Annotated in this window: 7 protein-coding genes and 1 pseudogene; 4 read left to right on the forward strand and 4 right to left on the reverse strand. The window is 68.8% G+C overall.

Annotated elements, in window-relative coordinates:
* Window positions 1-145: 145 nt before the first annotated feature.
* Together AC1KAT_RS07945 and AC1KAT_RS07950 are read left to right on the forward strand one after the other, a co-directional pair.
* Window positions 146-10777, forward strand: coding sequence for a hypothetical protein (locus AC1KAT_RS07945; protein WP_480324560.1), 10632 nt, complete (start codon window positions 146-148; stop codon window positions 10775-10777).
* Between the two features lie 134 nt (window positions 10778-10911).
* Window positions 10912-17562: a heme utilization protein gene (locus AC1KAT_RS07950; protein ID WP_480324562.1), complete on the forward strand. Its 6651-nt coding sequence runs from the start codon at window positions 10912-10914 to the stop codon at window positions 17560-17562.
* A gap of 54 nt (window positions 17563-17616) precedes the next feature.
* On the opposite strand, the gene AC1KAT_RS07955 is transcribed toward AC1KAT_RS07950, so the two are convergent.
* From AC1KAT_RS07955 to AC1KAT_RS07970, 4 genes are all read right to left on the reverse strand, one after another.
* Entirely contained in the window at window positions 17617-18024 is a 408-nt protein-coding gene (locus AC1KAT_RS07955) for a hypothetical protein (protein WP_480324564.1), read from the reverse strand.
* A 44-nt stretch (window positions 18025-18068) separates the two neighbouring features.
* Complete coding sequence (locus AC1KAT_RS07960) at window positions 18069-19235, reverse strand: SEL1-like repeat protein (protein ID WP_480324566.1); 1167 nt, start codon at window positions 19233-19235, stop codon at window positions 18069-18071.
* Between the two features lie 112 nt (window positions 19236-19347).
* Complete coding sequence (locus AC1KAT_RS07965; protein WP_480324568.1) at window positions 19348-19788, reverse strand: OsmC family protein; 441 nt, start codon at window positions 19786-19788, stop codon at window positions 19348-19350.
* Between the two features lie 34 nt (window positions 19789-19822).
* Complete coding sequence (locus tag AC1KAT_RS07970) at window positions 19823-20023, reverse strand: YgaP family membrane protein (protein WP_480324570.1); 201 nt, start codon at window positions 20021-20023, stop codon at window positions 19823-19825.
* Between the two features lie 373 nt (window positions 20024-20396).
* Here AC1KAT_RS07970 and AC1KAT_RS07975 point away from each other — a divergent pair.
* Window positions 20397-22241 (forward strand): annotated as a pseudogene (locus AC1KAT_RS07975) (sensor histidine kinase); the annotation flags it as partial.
* A gap of 92 nt (window positions 22242-22333) precedes the next feature.
* The gene (locus AC1KAT_RS07980) at window positions 22334-22693 is read left to right on the forward strand and encodes a response regulator (protein ID WP_480324572.1); all 360 of its coding nucleotides are present in this window, start codon (window positions 22334-22336) and stop codon (window positions 22691-22693) included.

Genomic DNA, 22693 nt, shown 5'->3' on the forward strand with positions numbered 1-22693 from the left:
ACCCGTCGAAAAGCTGACATGGCCGACCCAACGCAATTCACGCCGACACCTGAGCACCGACTGGCATCACGCCAGGCCGGTGCTTTGGTGCTGACGGCGACAGCGTCGGCCGGTCTCACAAACGCCTGATCACAAAGGAAGCCTCATGGCCACGATCATTTCCGCCCTGTCCACCTCGCAAATTGCTGGCCTGGGGACTCGAACGATTGCAGGTTTGACGACCGAAGATTGGGCGGCATTCAGCACGGCGCAGATCGCCGCGCTGACCTCGGCGCAAGTGGCGGCCATTTCGACGCTGGGCATCACCGCGCTCGACACCTCGCACATGGCGGCCTTCGAGGTGCAGGACATCCGCGCCTTCAACACCAGCGCGATCCGCACGCTGAACTCGGACCAGGTCGGCGCGCTCAACAGCGCACAGATCGGTGCCCTCACGACCGGACAGCTGGCGTCGATGACGACCACGCAGATCTCCGAGATCAACACCGAAGACCTGAACGCCTTCTCGACGGCGCAGTTCTCCGGGCTGTCGACCGCTCAGATCGCGGCCCTCACGACCGACCAGATCGGCAACCTGCAGACCGACGACCTTCGCGCGCTGAGCACCAGCGCGCTTCGCGCTTTCAACAGCGACCAGCTGGCCGCGCTCAACAGCGCCCAGATCGGCGCGCTGAGCACCTCGCAACTGGTGGGCCTGAGCACCACGCAGATCGCGAACCTGAACAGCGATGACCTGAACGCGCTCAACAGCGCGCAGATTGCCGCGTTGACGTCGTCGCAAGTCGGGGCGCTGAGCACCTCGCAAATCTCGACGATGGAAACGGCCGACGTGGCCGCATTGACCAGCAGCCAGTTCGCCCGGCTCAGCAGCGACCAGGTCGCCGCGCTGACCACCGACCAGCTGCCGAACATCGAGTCGACGGACCTGCGCGCCCTCAGCACGCAGGCCATGCGCGCCCTGAACAGCGACCACTTTGTCGCCCTCACCTCTGACCAGATCGGCGCCTTCACGACCGGCCAGATCGCCGCCCTGACCACCGCGCAGCTGGCGAGCCTGACCACCGACGACCTGAATGCGCTGAACACGGCGCACTTCGCGGCGCTGTCCACCGCGCAAATCGCCAACCTCACGTCGGACCAGATCGCCGCGCTTGAGACGGCCGATGTTCGCGCCCTGACCACCGCCGGCCTGCGGGCCCTCAACAGCGACCAGCTCGCCGCCCTCAACAGCGACCAGATCGGTGCGCTGAGCACGCAGCAAGTCGCCTCGCTGACCACGACCCAAGTCGCTGGCCTCAACAGCGACGACCTGAATGCGTTCAACACGCAACAGATCGGCGCCCTGACGACCGCGCAAGTGGCCGCCATCAGCACCTCGGCCATCTCGACGATGGAGACGGCCGACCTCGCCGCGCTGAGCTCGGCCCAGGTGGCCCGCCTCACCAGCGCCCAGGTCGGTGCCCTGACCAGCGACCAGCTGCCGAGCATCGAATCGGCCGACCTGCGTGCCATCAGCACGACCGCCCTGCGTGGCCTGAACTCCGACCAGCTCGCCGCGCTGACCTCTGACCAGATGGCCGCACTGACCACCGCGCAAGTGGTGGCCTTGACGACCACCCAGATCGCCGGCCTGAACAGCGACGACCTGAACGCGTTGACGACGGCGCAGTTCGCGTCGATGACGACCGCCCAGATCGCCAGCCTGACCAGCGACCAGATCGCTGCGATGGAAACGGCCGATGTGCGTGCCCTGACCACCGCCGGTTTGCGTGCCCTCAACAGCGACCAGCTGGCCGCTCTGAACAGCGACCACATCGGTGCCCTGAGCACCCAGCAAGTCGCCTCGCTGACCACGACGCAAGTCGCTGGCCTCAACAGCGACGACCTGAACGCGCTGAACACGCAGCAGATCGGTGCCCTGACGACCGCGCAAGTGGCCGCCATCAGCACCTCGGCCATCTCGACGATGGAAACGGCCGACCTCGCCTCCCTGACGACCGCGCAAGTGGCCCGTCTGGACAGCGCCCAGGTCGGTGCCCTGACGACGGACCAACTGCCGAGCATCGAGTCGGCCGACCTGCGCGCCATCAGCACGACGGCCCTGCGTGGACTGAACTCTGACCAGCTCGCTTCGCTGAACTCCGCTCAGATCGGTGGCCTGACCACGGCGCAAGTCGTCTCGCTGACCACCACCCAGGTCGCCGGCCTGAACAGTGACGACCTGAACGCGTTGACGACGGCGCAGTTCGCGTCGATGACGACCGCCCAGATCGCCAGCCTGACCAGCGACCAGATCGCTGCGATGGAAACGGCCGATGTGCGTGCCCTGACCACCGCTGGTCTGCGTGCCCTGAACAGCGACCAGCTGGCCGCCCTGAACAGCGACCACATCGGTGCCCTCTCGACCCAGCAAGTCGCCTCGCTGACCACGACGCAAGTCGCCGGTTTGAACAGCGACGACCTGAATGCGCTGAACACGCAGCAGATCGGTGCCCTGACGACCGCGCAAGTCGCTGCCATCAGCACCTCGGCTGTCTCGACGATGGAAACGGCCGACCTCGCTGCCCTGACGACTGCGCAAGTGGCGCGTCTGGACAGCGCCCAGGTCGGTGCCCTGACCAGCGACCAGATCCCGAGCCTCGAAACCGCCGACCTGCGTGCGATCAGCACGACGGCTCTGCGTGGCTTGAACTCTGACCAGCTCGCCGCCCTGACCTCGACGCAGATCGGTGCGCTGACGACCGCCCAGGTCGCTTCGCTGACCACGGCCCAGATCGCCGGCCTGAACACCGACGACCTGAACGCCCTGACCACGCAGCACTTCTCGACGCTGACGACCGCCCAGATCGCCAGCCTGACCAGCGACCAGATCGCTGCGATGGAAACGGCCGATGTGCGCGCCCTGACCACCGCCGGCCTGCGTGCCCTCAACAGCGACCAGCTGGCTGCCCTGAACAGCGACCACATCGGCGCCCTCTCGACGCAGCAAGTCGCCTCGCTGACCACGACGCAAGTCGCCGGTTTGAACAGCGACGACCTGAACGCGCTGAACACGCAGCAGATCGGTGCCCTGACGACCGCGCAAGTGGCCGCCATCAGCACCTCGGCTGTCTCGACGATGGAGACCGCCGACCTCGCCGCCCTCACGACCGCCCAGGTGGCGCGTCTGACCAGCGACCAGATTGGCGCGCTGACGACGGATCAGATCCCCAGCATCGAATCGGCCGACCTGCGTGCCATCAGCACGACGGCCCTGCGCGGCCTGAACTCTGACCAGCTCGCCGCGCTGACCTCTGATCAGATGGCCGCGCTGACCACCGCGCAAGTGGTGGCCTTGACGACCACCCAGGTCGCCGGCCTGAACAGTGACGACCTGAACGCGTTGACGACGGCGCAGTTCGCGTCGATGACGACCAGCCAGGTCGCCAGCCTGACGACCGACCAGATCGCGGCGATGGAGACGGCCGATGTTCGTGCCCTGACCACCGCCGGCCTGCGTGCCCTCAACAGCGACCAACTGGCCGCACTCAACAGCAGCCAGGTCGGTGCCCTCTCGACCCAGCAAGTCGCTTCGCTGACCACGGCGCAAGTCGCCGGTTTGAACAGCGACGACCTGAACGCACTGAACACGCAACAGATCGGTGCGCTGACCAGCGCCCAGGTCATGGCCATCGGCACCGACGAGGTCGCCGCCATGGAAACGGCCGACCTGGCCGCGATGACCACCGCGCAGTTCTCGCGTCTGACGACGAGCCAACTGGTCGCCCTCACGACCGACCAGATCCCGAGCATTGAGACCGCTGACCTGCGCTCGCTGAGCACCGCCGCGCTGCGCAGCCTGACGACCGACCAGATCAACGCCCTCACCAGCGACCAGCTCGCCGGCTTGACCACCGCACAAGTGGCCGCCCTGAGCGCCCAGCCGCAAGTCGAATCGCTGACGAGCGACAACCTGAATGCGCTGACCACGGCCCAGTTCGCCGCGCTGACCAGCTCCCAGGTCACCTCGTTCACCACCGACCAGATGGCCGCGCTGGAAACAGCCGACTTCCGGGCCCTCAGCACCTCGGCCCTGCGTGCGTTCAATAGCGACCAGCTCGCTGCGCTGAACAGCGACCACGTCGGTGCCCTCTCGACGCAGCAGGTTTCTTCGCTGACCACGGCGCAAATCGCCGGCCTGAACAGCGACGACCTCAACGCACTGAACACCGCGCAAGTCGGTGCGCTGACCACCGCCCAGGTGATGGCCCTGAACTCGGCGCAAATCGGCACGATGGAGACGGCCGACCTGGCCGCGCTCACCACCGCCCAGGCCGCCCGCCTGACCAGCACGCAACTGGGTGGCCTGACGACCGACCAGATCCCGAGCCTCGAAACCGCCGACCTGCGTGCCCTCAGCACCTCGGCCCTGCGCGGCCTGAACAGCGAGCAGTTCGGCGCCTTCACCTCGAACCAGATCGCGGCACTGACCACCGCCCAGGTCGCCTCGCTGACGACGGCGCAAGTCGCCGCGCTGGCCACCGATGACCTGAACGCGCTGACGACGCAGCACTTCGCGGCCATGACCACGACGCAAGTCGCCAGCCTGACGACCGACCAGGTCGCTGCGCTGGAGACGGCGGACCTTCGCGCCCTGACAACGGCCAGCCTGCGTGCCCTGAACAGCGACCAGCTGGCCGCTCTGAACAGCGACCACATCGGTGCCCTGAGCACCCAGCAAGTCGCTTCGCTGACCACGACGCAAGTCGCTGGCCTCAACAGCGATGACCTGAATGCGCTGAACACGCAGCAGATCGGTGCCCTGACGACCGCGCAAGTCGCTGCCATCAGCACCTCGGCTGTCTCGACGATGGAAACGGCCGACCTCGCTGCCCTGACGACTGCGCAAGTGGCACGTCTGGACAGCGCCCAGGTCGGTGCCCTGACCAGCGACCAGATCCCGAGCCTTGAAACCGCCGACCTGCGTGCGATCAGCACGACGGCTCTGCGTGGCTTGAACTCTGACCAGCTCGCCGCCCTGACCTCGACGCAGATCGGTGCGCTGACGACCGCCCAGGTCGCTTCGCTGACCACGGCCCAGATCGCCGGCCTGAACACCGACGACCTGAACGCCCTGACCACGCAGCACTTCTCGACGCTGACGACCGCCCAGATCGCCAGCCTGACCAGCGACCAGATCGCTGCGATGGAAACGGCCGATGTGCGCGCCCTGACCACCGCCGGCCTGCGTGCCCTCAACAGCGACCAGCTGGCCGCTCTGAACAGCGACCACATCGGTGCCCTGAGCACCCAGCAAGTCGCTTCGCTGACCACGACGCAAGTCGCCGGTTTGAACAGCGACGACCTGAACGCGCTGAACACGCAGCAGATCGGTGCCCTGACGACCGCGCAAGTGGCCGCCATCAGCACCTCGGCCATCTCGACGATGGAAACGGCCGACCTCGCCGCCCTGACGACCGCGCAAGTGGCACGTCTGGACAGCGCCCAGGTCGGTGCCCTGACCAGCGACCAGATCCCGAGCCTTGAAACCGCCGACCTGCGTGCGATCAGCACGACGGCTCTGCGTGGCTTGAACTCTGACCAGCTCGCCGCCCTGACCTCGACGCAGATCGGTGCGCTGACGACCGCCCAGGTCGCTTCGCTGACCACGGCCCAGATCGCCGGCCTGAACACCGACGACCTGAACGCGTTGACCACGCAGCACTTCTCGACGCTGACGACCGCCCAGATCGCCAGCCTGACCAGCGACCAGATCGCTGCGATGGAAACGGCCGATGTGCGTGCCCTGACCACCGCCGGCCTGCGTGCCCTCAACAGCGACCAGCTGGCCGCCCTGAACAGCGACCACATCGGTGCCCTGAGCACCCAGCAAGTCGCTTCGCTGACCACGACGCAAGTCGCCGGTTTGAACAGCGACGACCTGAACGCGCTGAACACGCAGCAGATCGGTGCCCTGACGACCGCGCAAGTGGCCGCCATCAGCACCTCGGCCATCTCGACGATGGAAACGGCTGACCTCGCCGCCCTGACGACCGCGCAAGTGGCACGTCTGGACAGCGCCCAGGTCGGTGCCCTGACCAGCGACCAGATCCCGAGCCTCGAAACCGCCGACCTGCGTGCGATCAGCACGACGGCTCTGCGTGGCTTGAACTCTGACCAGCTCGCCGCCCTGACCTCGACGCAGATCGGTGCGCTGACGACCGCCCAGGTCGCTTCGCTGACCACGGCCCAGATCGCCGGCCTGAACACCGACGACCTGAACGCGTTGACCACGCAGCACTTCTCGACGCTGACGACCGCCCAGATCGCCAGCCTGACCAGCGACCAGATCGCTGCGATGGAAACGGCCGATGTGCGTGCCCTGACCACCGCCGGCCTGCGTGCCCTCAACAGCGACCAGCTGGCCGCCCTGAACAGCGACCACATCGGTGCCCTCTCGACCCAGCAAGTCGCCTCGCTGACCACCACGCAAGTCGCCGGTTTGAACAGCGACGACCTGAACGCGCTGAACACGCAGCAGATCGGTGCCCTGACCACCGCGCAAGTGGCCGCCATCAGCACCTCGGCCATCTCGACGATGGAAACGGCCGACCTCGCCGCCCTGACGACCGCGCAAGTGGCACGTCTGGACAGCGCCCAGGTCGGTGCCCTGACCAGCGACCAGATCCCGAGCCTCGAAACCGCCGACCTGCGTGCGATCAGCACGACGGCTCTGCGTGGCTTGAACTCTGACCAGCTCGCCGCCCTGACCTCGACGCAGATCGGTGCGCTGACGACCGCCCAGGTCGCTTCGCTGACCACCACCCAGATCGCCGGCCTGAACACCGACGACCTGAACGCGCTGACCACGCAGCACTTCTCGACGCTGACGACCGCCCAGATCGCCAGCCTGACCAGCGACCAGATCGCTGCGATGGAAACGGCCGATGTGCGCGCCCTGACCACCGCTGGTCTGCGTGCCCTGAACAGCGACCAGCTGGCCGCCCTGAACAGCGACCACATCGGTGCCCTGAGCACCCAGCAAGTCGCTTCGCTGACCACGACGCAAGTCGCCGGTTTGAACAGCGACGACCTGAACGCGCTGAACACGCAGCAGATCGGTGCCCTGACGACCGCGCAAGTCGCTGCCATCAGCACCTCGGCTGTCTCGACCATGGAAACGGCCGACCTCGCCGCCCTGACGACCGCGCAAGTGGCCCGTCTGGACAGCGCCCAGGTCGGTGCCCTGACGACGGACCAACTGCCGAGCATCGAGTCGGCCGACCTGCGCGCCATCAGCACGACGGCCCTGCGTGGCCTGAACTCTGACCAGCTCGCTTCGCTGAACTCCGCTCAGATCGGTGGCCTGACCACGGCGCAAGTCGTCTCGCTGACCACCACCCAGGTCGCCGGCCTGAACAGTGACGACCTGAACGCGTTGACGACGGCGCAGTTCGCGTCGATGACGACCGCCCAGATCGCCAGCCTGACCAGCGACCAGATCGCTGCGATGGAAACGGCCGATGTGCGCGCCCTGACCACCGCCGGCCTGCGTACCCTCAACAGCGACCAGCTGGCCGCCCTCAACAGCGACCACATCGGTGCCCTCTCGACCCAGCAAGTCGCCTCGCTGACCACGACGCAAGTCGCCGGTTTGAACAGCGACGACCTGAACGCGCTGAACACGCAGCAGATCGGTGCCCTGACCACGGCTCAAGTCGCTGCCATCAGCACCTCGGCTGTCTCGACGATGGAAACGGCCGACCTCGCTGCCCTGACGACTGCGCAAGTGGCGCGTCTGACGAGCAGCCAGGTGGGTGCGCTGACAACGGATCAGATCCCGAGCCTGGAAACCAACGACCTGCGCTCCATCAGCACCACCGCGCTGCGCGGTCTGAACAGCGACCAGCTCGCTGCCCTGACCTCGACGCAGATCGGTGCGCTGACGACCGCCCAGGTGTCGTCGATGACCACCACCCAGATCGCCGGCCTGAACACCGACGACCTGAACGCCCTGACCACGCAGCACTTCTCGACGCTGACCACGACGCAGGTCGCCAGCCTGACGACCGACCAGGTCGCCGCGATGGAAACGGCCGATGTGCGTGCACTGACCACCGCCGGCCTGCGTGCCCTCAACAGCGACCAACTGGCTGCCCTCAACAGCGACCACGTCGGCGCCCTGAGCACCCAGCAAGTCGCTGCGCTGACCACGACGCAAGTCGCTGGCCTGAACAGCGATGACTTGAACGCGCTCAGCACGGTGCAGATCGGTGCGCTGACCAGCGCTCAGATCGCCGCGATCAGCACCTCGGCCGTCTCGACCATGGAAACGGCCGACCTGGCTGCGATGACCACGGCCCAGTTCGCCCGCCTGACGAGCGACCAGATCCGTGCGCTGACGACCGACCAGTTGCCGAGCATCGAGACCACCGACCTGCGCGCCATCGCCACGGCCGCGATCCGCGAACTCAACAGCGACCAGCTCGCGGGGCTGACGTCCGACCAGCTCGGCGCCCTCACCACGGCGCAGGTCGGTGCGATGACCACGCAGCAGATCGCCCAGCTTGGCACCGACGACTTGAACGCACTGAGCACGCTGCAGTTCGCTTCGCTGAACACCGCGCAAGTCGGCGCCTTCACCAGCGACCAACTCGGCGCGCTGGAGTCGAGCGACCTGCGTGCGATCAGCACGGCCGGCATCCGCGGCCTCAACAGCGACCAGATCGCCGGCATGACCAGCGACCAGATCCGCGCCCTCACCGGCGCCCAGGTCGCCGCGCTGACGACCACGCAGATCTCGACGATGAACAGCGACGACCTGAACGCGTTCACCACGCAGCAGTTCGCCGCCCTGTCCACCGCGCAGATCACCTCGCTGACTTCGGCGCAGATCGGCACCCTGGAAACCGCCGACCTCGCCGCGATGACCACCGGCCAGTTTGCGGTGATCAACTCTGCGCAGGTGCCGGGCCTGACCACCGACCACATGGCGGCCATCGAAACGGCCGACCTGCGGGCGATGTCCACGGCGTCGATCCGCGCGCTCAACACCGACCAACTCGGCGCCCTCAACAGCGACCAGGTCGGTGCGATGAGCAACGCCCAAGTCGGCGCGCTGACCACCGACCAGGTGAAGGGCCTGACGACCGATGACCTGAACGCGCTGACGACCAGCCAGTTCGCCGTGCTGAACTCTTCGCAAGTCGAGGCCTTCACGACCGACCAGATGGCGGCGCTCGAAACGGCCGACCTGCGTGCCTTGTCGACGGCGGCGATCCGCGCGCTCAACAGCGACCAGCTGGCCGCACTCAACAGCGACCACATCGGCGCCCTGAGCACGCAGCAAGTGGCCGCGATGAGCAGCACGCAGATCGGCGGCTTGAACAGCGACGACCTGAACGCCTTCACGACGCAGCAGTTCGGTGCGATGAACACCGCACAGATCAGCGCCCTGAGCAGCGACCAGATCGCCACGCTGGAAACGGCAGACATCGCCGCGCTGACCACCGCGCACTTCGCCGCGCTGACCTCGGTGCAGCTCGATGGCTTGACCACCGACCAGATGTCGGCGATCGAGACCCACGACCTGCGTGCGCTGACCTCGACCTCGCTGCGCTCGCTCAGCACCGACCAGCTCAACGAGCTGACCTCGACGCAGATGCAGGCGCTGGGTGGCCAGGTGAACAGCCTCACCACCGAGCAGCTGGCCGGCCTGACGACCGACGACCTGAATGGCATGAGCGCCTCTCAGTTCTCGATCATGACGACGACGCAGCTCAGCAGCCTGACGACGACGCAGATCGCCAACCTCGAAACAGCCGACCTGCGTGCCCTGAACGCCAACTCGATCCAGGCGCTGACGACCGACCAGGTCCAGGCGATCACGACCGACCAGTTCCAGGCGCTTTCGACGACGCAGATCGCGGCCTTCACGACGGCGCAGGTGGAAGCCTGGACGACCGACCAGATCGTCGCACTGACCACCGCGCAGATCGCCGGCCTGCAAACCAACGACATCGCCGCGATGTCGATGGATCAGGTGGCGGCCTTCGAAGGTGAAGACGTCGGCCAGATGTCGGCCAGCCAGCTCGACGCGTTCTTCAGCGCCTCGCCGATCGTGCTCGACCTCGACGGCAACGGCGTGCGCACCACGGCAGCCAGCGACGGCGTGATGTTCGACCTGAACGCCACCGGCACGGTCAACCGCGTGGGCTGGGCTTCTGCCACCGACGGCCTGCTGGTGCGTGACGTCAACGGCGACGGCCAGATCAACGACGGCCGAGAGCTGTTCGGTGTGGCCACGCAGCGCGCCGATGGCACCCGCGCCGGCAACGGTTACGAAGCCATGCGCCTGCTCGACGGTAACGCCGACGGCAAGCTCGACAGCAACGACGCCGCCTTCAACGAGCTGCGCCTCTGGGTCGATGCCGACCAGAACGGCGTGACCGCCGAGGGTGAGCTGAAGACGCTGGGCGAGTTCGGAATCGCGTCGCTCGACCTGAATGGCCTGGTCGGCACCGAGGTGGACAACGGCAACCTGCTGGGCCTGGTGTCCAGCTACACGAAGACCGATGGCACCCAAGCCGCCATGGCCGACGTGTGGTTCGCCAAGGACGGTTCGACGCCGCCGGTGCAACTGAGCGACGTGCTCGCCGCACCGACAGCCGACGTGCTGCCGTCCGCCCCGGCGCAAGTCGCAGCGGTGGTGAACCCGGTCGATTCGGGCAGCGTGGCACCGAGCAGCAGCAACCTGCTCGGCCTCGATGACCCGACCAAGGCCCCGCCGCTGATCTAAGGCCCGAAAGGGCAGGCCGCAGCGTGCACTTCACCCGAGGTGTGCGCTGCGGCCTTCACACATGCCCCCGCCCTGTTCACACAGCCCGCCCTTGCCTCTTCATTTGGTGAACAGACCCTGACCCGCGCGGCCCCATGAAGTTTTTTCTTCTCAAGTGGTTCACCGGCTCGTCGCGGCTGCGCATCTTCCGATCGGGTGGCGCGGCCGCGCAGCCTGACGCGCCCGCCGGCAACGGCACCTTCACCGACGCACAGGTCGCGGGGCTCACCGCCGCGCAGATCGCCGCGCTGGCGACCGAACAACTCAACAGCCTGACGCCAACGCAGTTCGGCTCGCTCACCGCCGCGCAGGTGCCGGGGCTCACGGCGACGCAGATCCCGGCACTCGAAACCGCCGACCTGCGCTCGATCAACACCTCCGCAATCCGCGCATTGACGGCCGCGCAGCTGGACGCCCTCACCAGCGACCAGATCGCGCTGCTGACCACGGCGCAGATCGCCGCGCTCACCACCGCGCAGATCGCACAGCTGGCCAGCGAAGACCTGTCCGCCCTGACCACCGCTCAAACGGTGGCGCTCGGCACGGCGCAGGTGGCAGCCCTCACGCCCGCGCAACTGGCGGCGCTGACGACCGACGAACTCAACGCGCTGACGACCACGCAGTTCGCCGCGCTCACGCCAGCGCAGATCCAGGCGCTGTCGGTCGATCAGATCGCCGCCCTCGAAACCGCCGACCTGCGCTCGCTCAGCACCAACACATTGCGGGCACTCGATGCCTTGCAGGTGGCCGCGCTGACCACCGCGCACCTGGCCGCGCTCAGCAGCCTGCAGGTCGCCGCACTCACGCCCACGCAGATTGCGGCGATCGAGACGCAAGACCTCATTGCGATGAGCACGGCGCAGTTCGCCGCGCTCACCCCGCAGCAGGTGGCCGCGCTCACCACCGCGCAGATCGCGGTGCTCGAAACGGCCGACCTGCGCGCGCTGGGCACCGACGACATCCGCGCCCTCACCCCCGAGCAAGTGGCGGCGATGACCACCGCCGAGCTGGCTGCGCTGACGCCCGCGCAGGCGGTGGCCCTGACGCCCGAGCAGACGGCCAACCTGCCGCAAGAGGCGCTCGACATCCTCGCCCCGGCGCTCTTGCTGACCGGCACGGCGCAGATCGCCGCGCTGACCGCCGAGCAGATCGCGGCGCTGTCGGTGCCGCTGCTGCAGTCGCTGTCGCCCGCGCAGTTCGCGGTGTTCAGCTCGGCGCAGACACCCGGCTTCACGCTCGAACACATGGCCGCGATGGAAACGGCCGACCTGCGCGCACTGACCACCAGCGCGCTGCGCGGCCTGTCGGGCGACCAGCTCGGGGCGCTCGACGAGACCCAGTGGGTCGCTTTCAGCACGGCGCAGGTGGCCTCGCTCACCAGCGCGCAGCTGAACGCGCTGGCCGCCGAAGACCTGAACGCCCTCACCACCCAGCAGTTCGCGGCCATGGGCACGGCCCAGGTGTCGTCGCTGACGCCGGGGCTTGTGGCCACGCTCGAAACCGCCGACCTGCGCGCGCTGAACACCGCGCAGATCCGCGCGCTCACGCCAACGCAGATCGACGCGCTCACGCCCGAGCAGCTGGCAGCGCTCAGCACCACGCAGATCGGCGCGCTCACCAGCGCGCAGCTCGCCGCGCTCTCGCCCGAAGACCAGGCGGCGCTGGGCCCTGCGCTCTACACGGTGATGTCCACCGCACAGATCGCGTCGCTCTCGCCCGAGCAGATCGCCGCGCTGCCGGTGAGCACCTTGCAGGCGCTGAGCACGGCTCAGTTCGCCGCACTCACCTCGATCCAGACTCCGGCGCTCACTGCCGAGCAGATGGCCGGCCTCGAGACCGCCGACCTGCGTGCCTTCAACAGCAACGCGTTGCGGGCGCTGTCGGGCGAGCAACTCGGTGCGCTCACCATCACGCAGAGCGCCGCGCTCAGCACGGCGCAGATCGCCTCGCTCACCACCGGGCAGCTCAACGCGTTGCCTGCGGGTGACCTGGCCGAGCTGACCACGCAGCAGTTCGCCGCGCTCACGACCACCCAGGTCGCGTCGCTCGGGCCCACGCAGGTCGCTGCCATCGAAACTCAAGACCTGCGGGCGCTGAACACGAATCAGTTCCGCGCGCTCACGCCGACGCAGATCGACGCGCTGACCGACGAGCAATTGCTCGCGCTCAGCCCCGCGCAGATCGCCGCCATGACCACGGCGCAGTACGCCGCGCTCACGCCCGAAGACCTCGACCTGCTGGGCGCCGCGCTCTACGCGTCGATGGGCACGGCGCAGATCGCCGCGTTGTCACCCGCGCAGATCGCCGCCATGCCGCTGGCCAGCCTGCAGGCGCTGAGCACCGCGCAGTTCAACGCCCTCACCTCGCTGCAGACGCCGGCGCTCACGCTGGAGCAGATGGCCGCCATCGAGACCGCCGACCTGCGCGCCCTCAACAGCAACGCGCTGCGGGCCCTGAGCGGCGAACAGCTCGGCGCGCTCGACGCCACGCAGAGCGCCGCGCTCAGCACCGCACAGATCACCGCCCTCACCTCAACGCAGCTCAACGCACTGCCCGCGGGCGACCTGGCCGAACTGACGACGCAACAGTTCGCCGCGCTCACCACGGGGCAGATCAGCAGCCTGAGCGTCGAGCAGATCCCCGCCATCGAGACCAGCGACCTGCGCGCGTTGAGCACGGCGCAGTTCCGCGCGCTGACGCCGGCCCAGATCGACGCGCTCAGCGCCGAGCAACTGCTGTCGCTCAGCACGATGCACATCGCGGCGATGAGTTCGGCGCAACTGGCCGCGCTGTCGCCCGAAGATCTCGACGTGCTGGGGGCGACGCTCTACCTCACCATGCCCACGGCGCAGATCGCCGCGCTCAGCCCGGCGCAGATCGCCGCCATCCCGGTCGAGACGCTGCAGGCGTTGAGCACCGCGCAATTCGCGGCGCTGACCTCGCTGCAAACACCCGCGCTCACCGCCGAACAGATGGCCGGATTGCAGACGGCCGACCTGCGCGCCATCAACTCGTCGGCGCTGCGGGCGCTGTCGGCCGAGCAGCTGAACGCCCTCGATTCGACGCAGAGCCTGGCGCTGAGCACAGCGCAGGTGAGCCGCCTCACCAGCGACCAGATCGCCGGCATGACGCCCACCGACCTGGCCGAGTTCACGACGCAACAGTTCTTCGCGCTGACCACGCAGCAGATCGGTGCACTCACGCCCGAGCAGGCTGCCGGCATGGAAACGGCCGACCTGCGCGCGCTGAGCACCGCGCAAATCCGCGCGCTGTCGCCGGCCAGCATCGACGCACTGAGCGCAGAGCAGTTGCAGTCGCTCAGCAGTGCGCAGATCTCGGCCTTCACCACGGCACAGATCGCCGCGCTGTCGGCCGAAGACCTCGACCTGCTGGGCCCGACCCTGTATGCCTCGATGGGCACGGCGCAGATCGCCACGCTGAGCCCCGAGCAGATCGGCGGCCTCTCGACCTCGACGCTGCAGGCGATGACGACGGCGCAGTTCGCCGCCCTCACGCCGGCGCAGATGGGTGCGCTCTCGCCCGAGCAGCTGGCGGCCATCGAAACGGCTGATCTGCGAGCCCTCAACACCTCGGCGATACGGGGCCTGACGGCCGAGCAGTTGAGCGCCCTCGACTCGTCGCAGCTGGGCGCCTTGAGCAACACGCAGATCGGCGCGCTCACGACCACGCAGCTCAGCGGCCTGCCGTCGGAAACGCTGAACGCGCTGACCACGGCGCAATTCAACGTGCTCATTCCGACCCAGGTGCTGTCGTTCACGCCCGAACAGATCGCGCGGTTGGAAACGTCCGACGTTCGCGCGCTGGGCACCGGGGTGATCCGTGCGCTGTCCGACGAGCAACTGGCGGCGCTGGTGCCCGCGCATTGGGCCGCGCTGACGACGGCGCAGGTGGCGGTTCTGTACACGAACCAGATCGCGGCCTTGCCGGCCGAAGACCTGAACGCGTTGACGACGCAACAGTTTGCGATGCTGTCCACCGCACAGGTGCGCGCCTTCACGGTTGAACAGGTCGCGGCGCTCGAAACGGCCGACCTGCGGGCGCTGGGCACCGCCGCACTGCGGGCGCTGAGCGCCGAGCAGTTCGACGCGCTCACCGGCGAGCAACTGGCCGCGCTGTCGACGACGCAGATCGCTGCGCTGACGAGTGCGCAGGTGCAGACCTTCCTGCCCGAAGACCTCGCCGCCATGACGTCGGCGCAGGTCGCCGCGCTGTCGTCCGCCCAGGTCGGCCACCTGACGGGCAGCCTGCTGGGCGGCTTGACGCCCGAGCAGCTCAACGCGTTGAGCACCGCGCAATTCGCCGCGCTGACTTCGGCTCAGGTGCCCTCGCTCACCGTCGAGCAACTGGCCGCGCTCGAAACCGCCGACCTGCGCGCCATCAGCAGCGCCGCCCTGCGCGCGCTGTCGGCCGAGCAACTGGCTGCGCTCGACACCACGCACTGGGCGGCGCTCAGCACGGCGCAGGTGGCCTCGCTCAGCAGCACGCAGATCGAAGCGCTGGCGGCCGAAGACCTGAACGCGCTGAACACCCAGCAGTTCGCGGCCCTCTCGACCGCGCAGGTGCGCGCGATGACGGCCGGCCAGCTCGCCGCCCTCGAGACCGACGACCTGCGCGCACTCAGCACCGGCGCCGTGCGCAGCATCAGCGCCGAGAACTTCGACGCTTTCAGCGCCGAGCAACTGGCGGCGCTGTCCACCGCGCAGATTGCGGCCATCAGCACGGCGCAGATGCAGTCGCTGTCGGCCGCCGAGCTGGGCGCGCTGGGCAGCCATCAGCTGGCAGCCTTCGGCACGGCGCAGATCGGCAGCCTGACCAGCGGCATCGTCACCGACCTGCCCGTGGCCACCCTGAATGCGCTGACGAGCATGCAGTTCGCCGCGCTCACGTCGGCCCAGGTCGTTGGCCTGACCGCCGAGCAGATGGCCGCACTCGAAACAGCCGACCTGCGTGCCCTGACGACGTCCGCGGTGCGGGCCCTGTCGGCTGCGCAGCTCAACGCGCTCGACCCGACCGACTGGCCTGTGTTGAGCACCGCGCAGGTGGTGGCGCTGAGCACCGACCAGTTGCCCTGGCTGAGCGCCGACAGCCTGAACGCGCTCAGCTCGACGCAGTTCGCGGCGCTGTCGACCTCGCAACTGCGGGCCTTGAGCGTCGAGCAGGTGTCCACGCTCGAAACGGCCGACCTGCGCGCCTTGAGCACGGCCTCTTTGCGCGCGTTCACAGCGGAGCAGTTCGACGCGCTGCACAGCGATCACTTCGCCGCCTTGTCGAGTGCGCAGATGGCCTCGCTGACCACGGCGCAGATCCAGACCCTGAGCGCCGCCGAACTGGGCGGCCTGACGAGCGTGCAGCTCAACGCGCTGACCAGCCAGCAGATGGGCGCGCTGACCGGCGACCAGATCTCGAACCTGAGCCCCGCGCAGCTCAGCGCCTTCAACACCGCGCAGTTCGCCGGTTTCACCACCGCCCAGGTGCAGGCCTTCACGCCGGCGCAGATCGCTGCGATGGACACGGCCGACCTGCGCGCGCTGAGCACGTCTGCATTGCGCGCGCTGACGGCCGAGCAGCTCGACGCGGTCGATGCCTCCAACCCCACCGCCTGGGAAGCCTTCAGCACCCGACAGGTGGCCGCATTCACCACCACCCAGGTGTCGGGCCTGTCGGCGACCGACCTCAACGCCTTCACGACGCAGCAGTTCGCCGCGTTGAGCTCGCAGCAGGTGGCTTCGTTGACCGACGCGCAACTGAGCACGCTCGAAACCGCCGACCTGCGCGCCATTGCGACCGCCAGCCTGCAGGGGCTGACCGGTGCGCAATTCCAGGTGCTGGCGCCTGCGCACATCACCGCGATGACCACTGCGCAGATCGCCGGCCTCACGACAGAGCAGGCCGCCGCGCTGACGACCGACCAGATCGTCGCGATGACCACCAACCAGGTCATGGCCCTCGAAACCCGCGACATCGCCTCGATGTCGATGGAGCAGGTGGTGTCGTTCGAAGGTGAAGACTTCGGCGTGATGAGCGGCGCGCAAATCGACGCGCTGTTCAGCGTGTCGCCGATCGTGCTCGACCTCGACGGCAACGGCGTGCGCACCATGGCGGCGAGCGACGGCGTGGTGTTCGACCTGAACGCCACCGGCAACGCCGCCAAGGTGGGCTGGGCCTCGGCCAGCGACGGCCTGCTGGTGCGCGACCTCAACGGCGACGGTCAGATCAACGATGGCCGCGAGCTGTTCGGCGTGGCCACGCAGCGCGCCGACGGCACCCGCGCCGGCACCGGCTACGAGGCGATGCGCCTGCTCGACAGCAACGCCGACCTCAAGCTCGACAGCAGCGATGCCGCCTGGGGCGAGCTGCGTCTGTGGGTCGACGCCAACCAGAACGGCGAGGCCGATGCCGGCGAGTTGAAGACGCTCGCTGAATTCGACATCGCCTCGCTCGACCTCAAGGCCCAGACCGGCACCGAGGTGGACAACGGCAACTTGCTGGCCCTGGTGTCGAGCTACACCCGGACCGATGGCTCGCAGCACGCGATGGCCGACGTGTGGTTCGCCAAGGACGCGCAAGCGCCGAGCTTGCAAGAGCTGATCGCCGCGCCGTCGGCCGAGCTGATCGACGGGGCGACAACCAGCAGCGCATCGGCGGCGTCTGCACCGGGGGCCGGCGCCGCCCCGCGCACGCCGCTCGGCGACGAACCGCTGGCAGGCGGGCTGCCGCTGATCTGACCGATGCCCCGGGCGCGTCGGCCTCGCGTCAGAGGCGATGACGCGCGGCGGCGATCACTGCACGCTCACGGCCGCGCCGCAGCGGTTGGCGACGCACGCCAGCGCTGGCGGCGGCGTGATCACGGCCGCGCACACGGCATCGCTCGGGGCCAGCGCACGCGCTTGTTGCGCCAGCACGTTCTGGTCGGCCGCAGCCGCCGAGGCGGCCCCGGCCGAAGGCGCAGCGGTCGAATGAACGTGGTACGTCCAGTCGGGGCAGCGAGCCGACGGCGACAGGAAGTTCAAGGTGCCGCACTGCCCGACATTGGTACATGGCGTGTCGGTGGAGAGCGCGCGGGCTTCGGTCTCTTTGGCCAGGGCCCGATCAACGGCTTGTCGATGGGCTTCGCTGTCGTTGTCGGGACCGCCACAGGCTGCCAGCAAGAGGGCAGCCAGCCACGGGGTCACGCGAATGCAATGCATGGGTCCTCCCAGAGCGGTTGTGTTGTGTTGAACGGGTTCGCAGCTCAATGGCTGTTCGGGCCGGCACGGCACTCGGTGAACCAGACGCGCATGAGCCCTTCGGGCACGGGCGCGTCGGGTGCCGCCTCGCGGCGAAAGGCGGCGACGCGCCGGTCCAGGCAGCGCTCGACCTGCGCATCGCGTGAGGCAGCGGCCGGCACGAGGTCGCGCCGAGGCAGGCTCGCACTGGCTGGCGCCGGCGCTGCTTTCACCGCGGCGGCGCGCAAGGCCTCGGCCAGTCGTCCGGGTCGCGCGAGTTCCTGGGCCAGGCCCTGTGCGGCCTGCTGCTGCGCTGGCGACAGCTCGGCGCGCAGGCGGTCGCGATGGCTGGCCGCGGTGCGCGAGCCGTCGTCGCCCTGGCTTGCCAACTCGAAGAGGGCTTCGGCCAGCACCTTGTTCTGCGACACGCCCTGGCCGCGCTCGTGCAGCAGGCCCAGTTGCACCTGGGCGTTGTGGTCGCCCAGGGCAGCGGCCCGGCGGTACCACTCGGCGGCGAGGCGGGCGTTGGCCGGCATGCCCAGACCGCGCTCGTGCATGGCGCCCAGGCTGGACATCGCCTGCGCGATGTCTTGCGCCGCGGCTTGCCGATACCACTCGGCGGCGAGCGCGTAGTCGCGCAGCACGCCGTGGCCGCGCTCGTACATCACCGCCAGGTTGTGCTGGCCCGCGGCATCGCCCTGCACCGCCGCTTTGCGAAACCACTCGGCGGCCGCGCGGGCGTCCTGGGGCACGCCCCGGCCGGCGTAGTAGACGCCCCCCAGGCGCGTCTGCGCCGCTGCGTGACCCTGCATCGCCGCCTTGCGAAACCAGTTGATCGCCGCGGCGAGGTCTTGCGGCACGCCGCGCCCGCTGTCGCACAGGTCACCGAGCTTGAACTGGGCTTCTCGATCGCCCGCCGCCGCGGCCGGGCGGTACCACTCGGCGGCCTGCGCGAAGTCTTGCGGCACGCCCAGCCCCTGGGCATGCAGGTCGCCCACGCCGACCAACGCGCGGGCATCACCGCGCGCGGCCAGTGCCTTCCATTGCTGCATGGCGCTGGCGTAGTCGCGCGCCTGGAGGGCCGCCAACCCCTGCTCGTAGCCCGCCTGCGCGAGCGGCAGGCCCAGGCAGGCCGCCAGCAACAGTGCAGGCCAACGGGGCTTCACGACGCGAAAGAGGGGGAACGGGCGCATGCACAACTCCGGCCGCGCGGCGGCGCGCAGGGACTGTAGCGGAGGGTGATGCCGGGCCCGTCACATTGCCCACGCCAGCGCGCCGCCCGCAGGCGCCCGGGCGTTCAGGCCATCACTTCAGGCGCTGGCCGGTCACGTCCCAAACTTCCACCTGCACCGGAATGCCCACGCTTTGCGTCACCGTGCAGTAGCCCTCGAAGCTGGCGAGCACACGGTCGAGGTGCTCGAGCGCGCTGGCCGCGACCCCCAGGTGCAGGGCCGCGTGGATGCCGAGCACACGCAGGCGCCCCTCGGCGTTGCGGCCGACCTGCGAGCGCAGCACGCAACGCAGTGGCTCGGGCGACTGCTTGAACTTGCGCAACGCAAACAGCAGCGAATCGCTGAGGCAATTGGCCACGGCCGCCGACAGCAGTTGCACCGGCGATGGCCCGGTGCCCTGACCCAGCGGCGGGGGTTCGTCGGTGCGCAGGGCCGGCACGGCACCGCCGAAGTCGACCTCGAAGACGAAGTCGTGCTGCTGTTGCAGTTCGACCTGGACGGTTTGTTCACTCATGACGCAATCGGCAATGACCAAAGGGCGCCGCTTGTCAGCGGCGCGACGACAGCGGGCAGGTGTTGAGCCCGAAAAGGGTGTACAGCGGGCACCAGCCGATCAAGCCGGTGAGCAGCGGCACAACGCCAATGTAGGCCCACGGCCCCAGTTGCCCGCCGATGGCCAGGCCGATCAGCACCAGGCCGGCCAGCACGCGCAGGGCGCGGTCCAGAACGCCTTCATTCTTCTTGAACATGAGCTTCTCCTTCAACACGGGGTGCGCCCGCCTGCGGCGACATGCCGAAGCCGCGCGCCCTCTCGTTTGAAACATACCCCCGGCGAGGCCCCGGTTCGCTGACAAAACCGGCCCGAGCGACCGCGGGGCCGCACCGTTCTTGCGCCAGCGCAAAGCCGCCGCCCCACGGCCCGGGCGGGTCCGAACAAGGCCCACACGCCCGAGGGCCAAAGCGCTCTGCCTAAACTGGCCAGCTCATCGAACTCCACCCATGCAACAACTCCAGGTCGCAGGCGAGACACGCCGGCTGCTGCACCAGACCGATTGGTCAGCCACGCCGCTGGGCCCCATGGCGCAATGGCCGCGCAGCCTGCACAGCCATGTGGCGATGGTGATGGAGCTGCCCACGCCAGCAATCATTTTCTGGGGCCCCGAGCAGACGCAGATCTACAACGACGGCTACGCGGTGGTGATGGGGCCGCGACACCCGGCGTTCTTTGGCGCGCCCTACCGCGCCTGCTGGCCCGACACCTACCCGCTGATCCACCCGTGGATGCGTCGCGTGCTCGACGCCGGCGAGCTGATCGGGGTGACGCGCGAGTTGATTCCCGTGACGCGCTACGGCTTCGAGGAAGAGGCCTATTTCACCTTCACCTTCAGCCCCTTGCGCGACGACGAGGGGCGCATCGCCGGCATCTTGCAACCGGTGTTCGAGGTGACCCAGGCGGTGCTCGACGAACGGCGCGGCGCGACCTTGCGCGCGCTCGAGCCCCAAGGCCGCAGCGACGACACCGTCGCCCACACGCTGCGGGTGCTGTCGAACAACGCGGGCGACATTGCCTACGCAGTCATCCACCTGCACGACGAGGGCAGCGGCGCCGCGCTGCGCTTGGCCGGCAGCACGGCCCCGGACGAGCTGCTTGCAGCCCTCGACACCGCCGCCTCGCAGTCGGTCGTGCGGCGCGAGCCGATCCGCCTGGCCGCGCCCTCGGCCCTGGTGCTGCCCTTGTGCGACGACCCGGCCGGCCCCTGGCTCGGCACGCTGACCATCGGGCTGAGCCCACGTCTGCACTTCGACCGCAACTACCGCGAGTTTCTCGACGCATTGGCGCGCCAGCTGACGGCCGCGCTGCAACGCGCGCTCGCCTTGCAGGCCGTCGAGCGGCACCGCGCCTACCTCGACGACCTGTTTTCGCAGGCACCCGCCGGCATTGCGGTGACCGAAGGGCCCGACCACGTCTTCAGGCTCGTGAACCCGCTGTACCAGTCGTTGATCGGTCCGCGGCGCCTGCTGGGCAGGAGGCTGCGCGACGCCCTGCCCGAGCTGTTCGACCAGCCGTTCCCGCAGATGCTCGACGACGTTTTCGCCACGGGCGTCGCCCGCGTCGGGGTCGAAGAGCGCGCGCTGATCGACCGGGGTTCGGGCGCCGAAGAGGCGTTCTTCAATTTTGTTTACCAGCCACTCAAAGACGCGGTGGGCCGTACGACGGGCATCCTGATGTTCTGCTACGACGTGACCCAGCAGGTGCGCAACCGCCAGCAGACCGAAGCCCTCACCGATGAACTGCGTCGCGAGCACCGGCGCAAGGACGAGTTTCTGGCCATGCTCGCCCACGAGCTGCGCAACCCGCTGGCGCCCATCAGCTCGGCGGCCGAGGTGCTGCGCCGCGGCGACCTCGACCCCGAACGCGTTCGGCGCGCAAGCGATGTCATCGCGCGGCAGGTGCGCCACATGGCCGGACTGGTGAACGACCTGCTCGACATGTCGCGGGTCACGCGCGGCCTGGTCACGCTCGACCGGCGCGAGCAGGACATGACACGCATCGCGCTCGACGCCATCGAGCAGGTGCGCCCGCTGATCGAGGCGCGCCGCCACCGGTTGCACGTGGACATGCCCGCCGACCCGGCACACGTGTCGGGCGATGAGAAACGCCTTGTCCAGGTGCTGACCAACCTGCTGACCAACGCCGCCAAGTACACCCCCGAGGGCGGCGAGATCACCCTCGGCGTCGAGGTGCAGGCGCGCGCCCTCGTCATCCGCGTCACGGACAACGGCGTGGGCATCGCGCCCGAGCTGCTGCCGCAGGTGTTCGACCTGTTCGTGCAGGCCGAACGCAGCGCCGACCGCACGCAAGGCGGGCTGGGCATCGGCCTGGCGCTGGTGAAGAGCCTGGTCGAACTGCACGACGGCGACGTGGCCTGCAGCAGCCGCCTTGGCGAGGGCAGCGAGTTCACGTTGCGGCTGCCACGCCTGCCCACCGCACCCCGCGCGGGCCCTGCCCCGGCCGCCCCCCCGCGCGACCCGAGCCGCTGGCACGGCGCCTGGTGCTGGTGGTCGACGACAACCAGGACGCCGCCGACACCCTCGGCCTGCAACTCGAAGCGGCCGGCCACCGCGTGTTGGTCGAGCACGACTCGCGACGAGGCTTCGAGCGCGCCCAGCGCGAACGCCCCGACGTGTGCATCCTCGACATCGGCCTGCCGCACGAAGACGGCAACGCGCTGGCGCGCCGCCTGCGTGCCGCGCCCGAGACGGCGCACACGGTGCTGGTGGCCCTCACCGGCTATGGGCAAGAGTCGAGCCGGATCGAGGCGATGCAGGCCGGCTTCGACCACTTCGCCGTGAAGCCACCCGAGCCCGATTGGCTCACGCGCGTGCTTGCCAGCGTGCCGCCGGTTGCGGCGCGCTGA

The sequence above is a fragment of the Piscinibacter sp. PDB5-1 genome, assembly GCF_056676035.1.

Excerpts from the sequence above, each read along its gene's own strand:
- AC1KAT_RS07945 (WP_480324560.1), top strand. The coding sequence starts at position 146 with ATGGCCACGATCATTTCCGCCCTGTCCACCTCGCAAATTGCTGGCCTG.
- AC1KAT_RS07950 (WP_480324562.1), top strand. The coding sequence starts at position 10,912 with ATGAAGTTTTTTCTTCTCAAGTGGTTCACCGGCTCGTCGCGGCTGCGC.
- AC1KAT_RS07955 (WP_480324564.1), bottom strand. The coding sequence starts at position 18,024 with ATGCATTGCATTCGCGTGACCCCGTGGCTGGCTGCCCTCTTGCTGGCA.
- AC1KAT_RS07960 (WP_480324566.1), bottom strand. The coding sequence starts at position 19,235 with ATGCGCCCGTTCCCCCTCTTTCGCGTCGTGAAGCCCCGTTGGCCTGCA.
- AC1KAT_RS07965 (WP_480324568.1), bottom strand. The coding sequence starts at position 19,788 with ATGAGTGAACAAACCGTCCAGGTCGAACTGCAACAGCAGCACGACTTC.
- AC1KAT_RS07970 (WP_480324570.1), bottom strand. The coding sequence starts at position 20,023 with ATGTTCAAGAAGAATGAAGGCGTTCTGGACCGCGCCCTGCGCGTGCTG.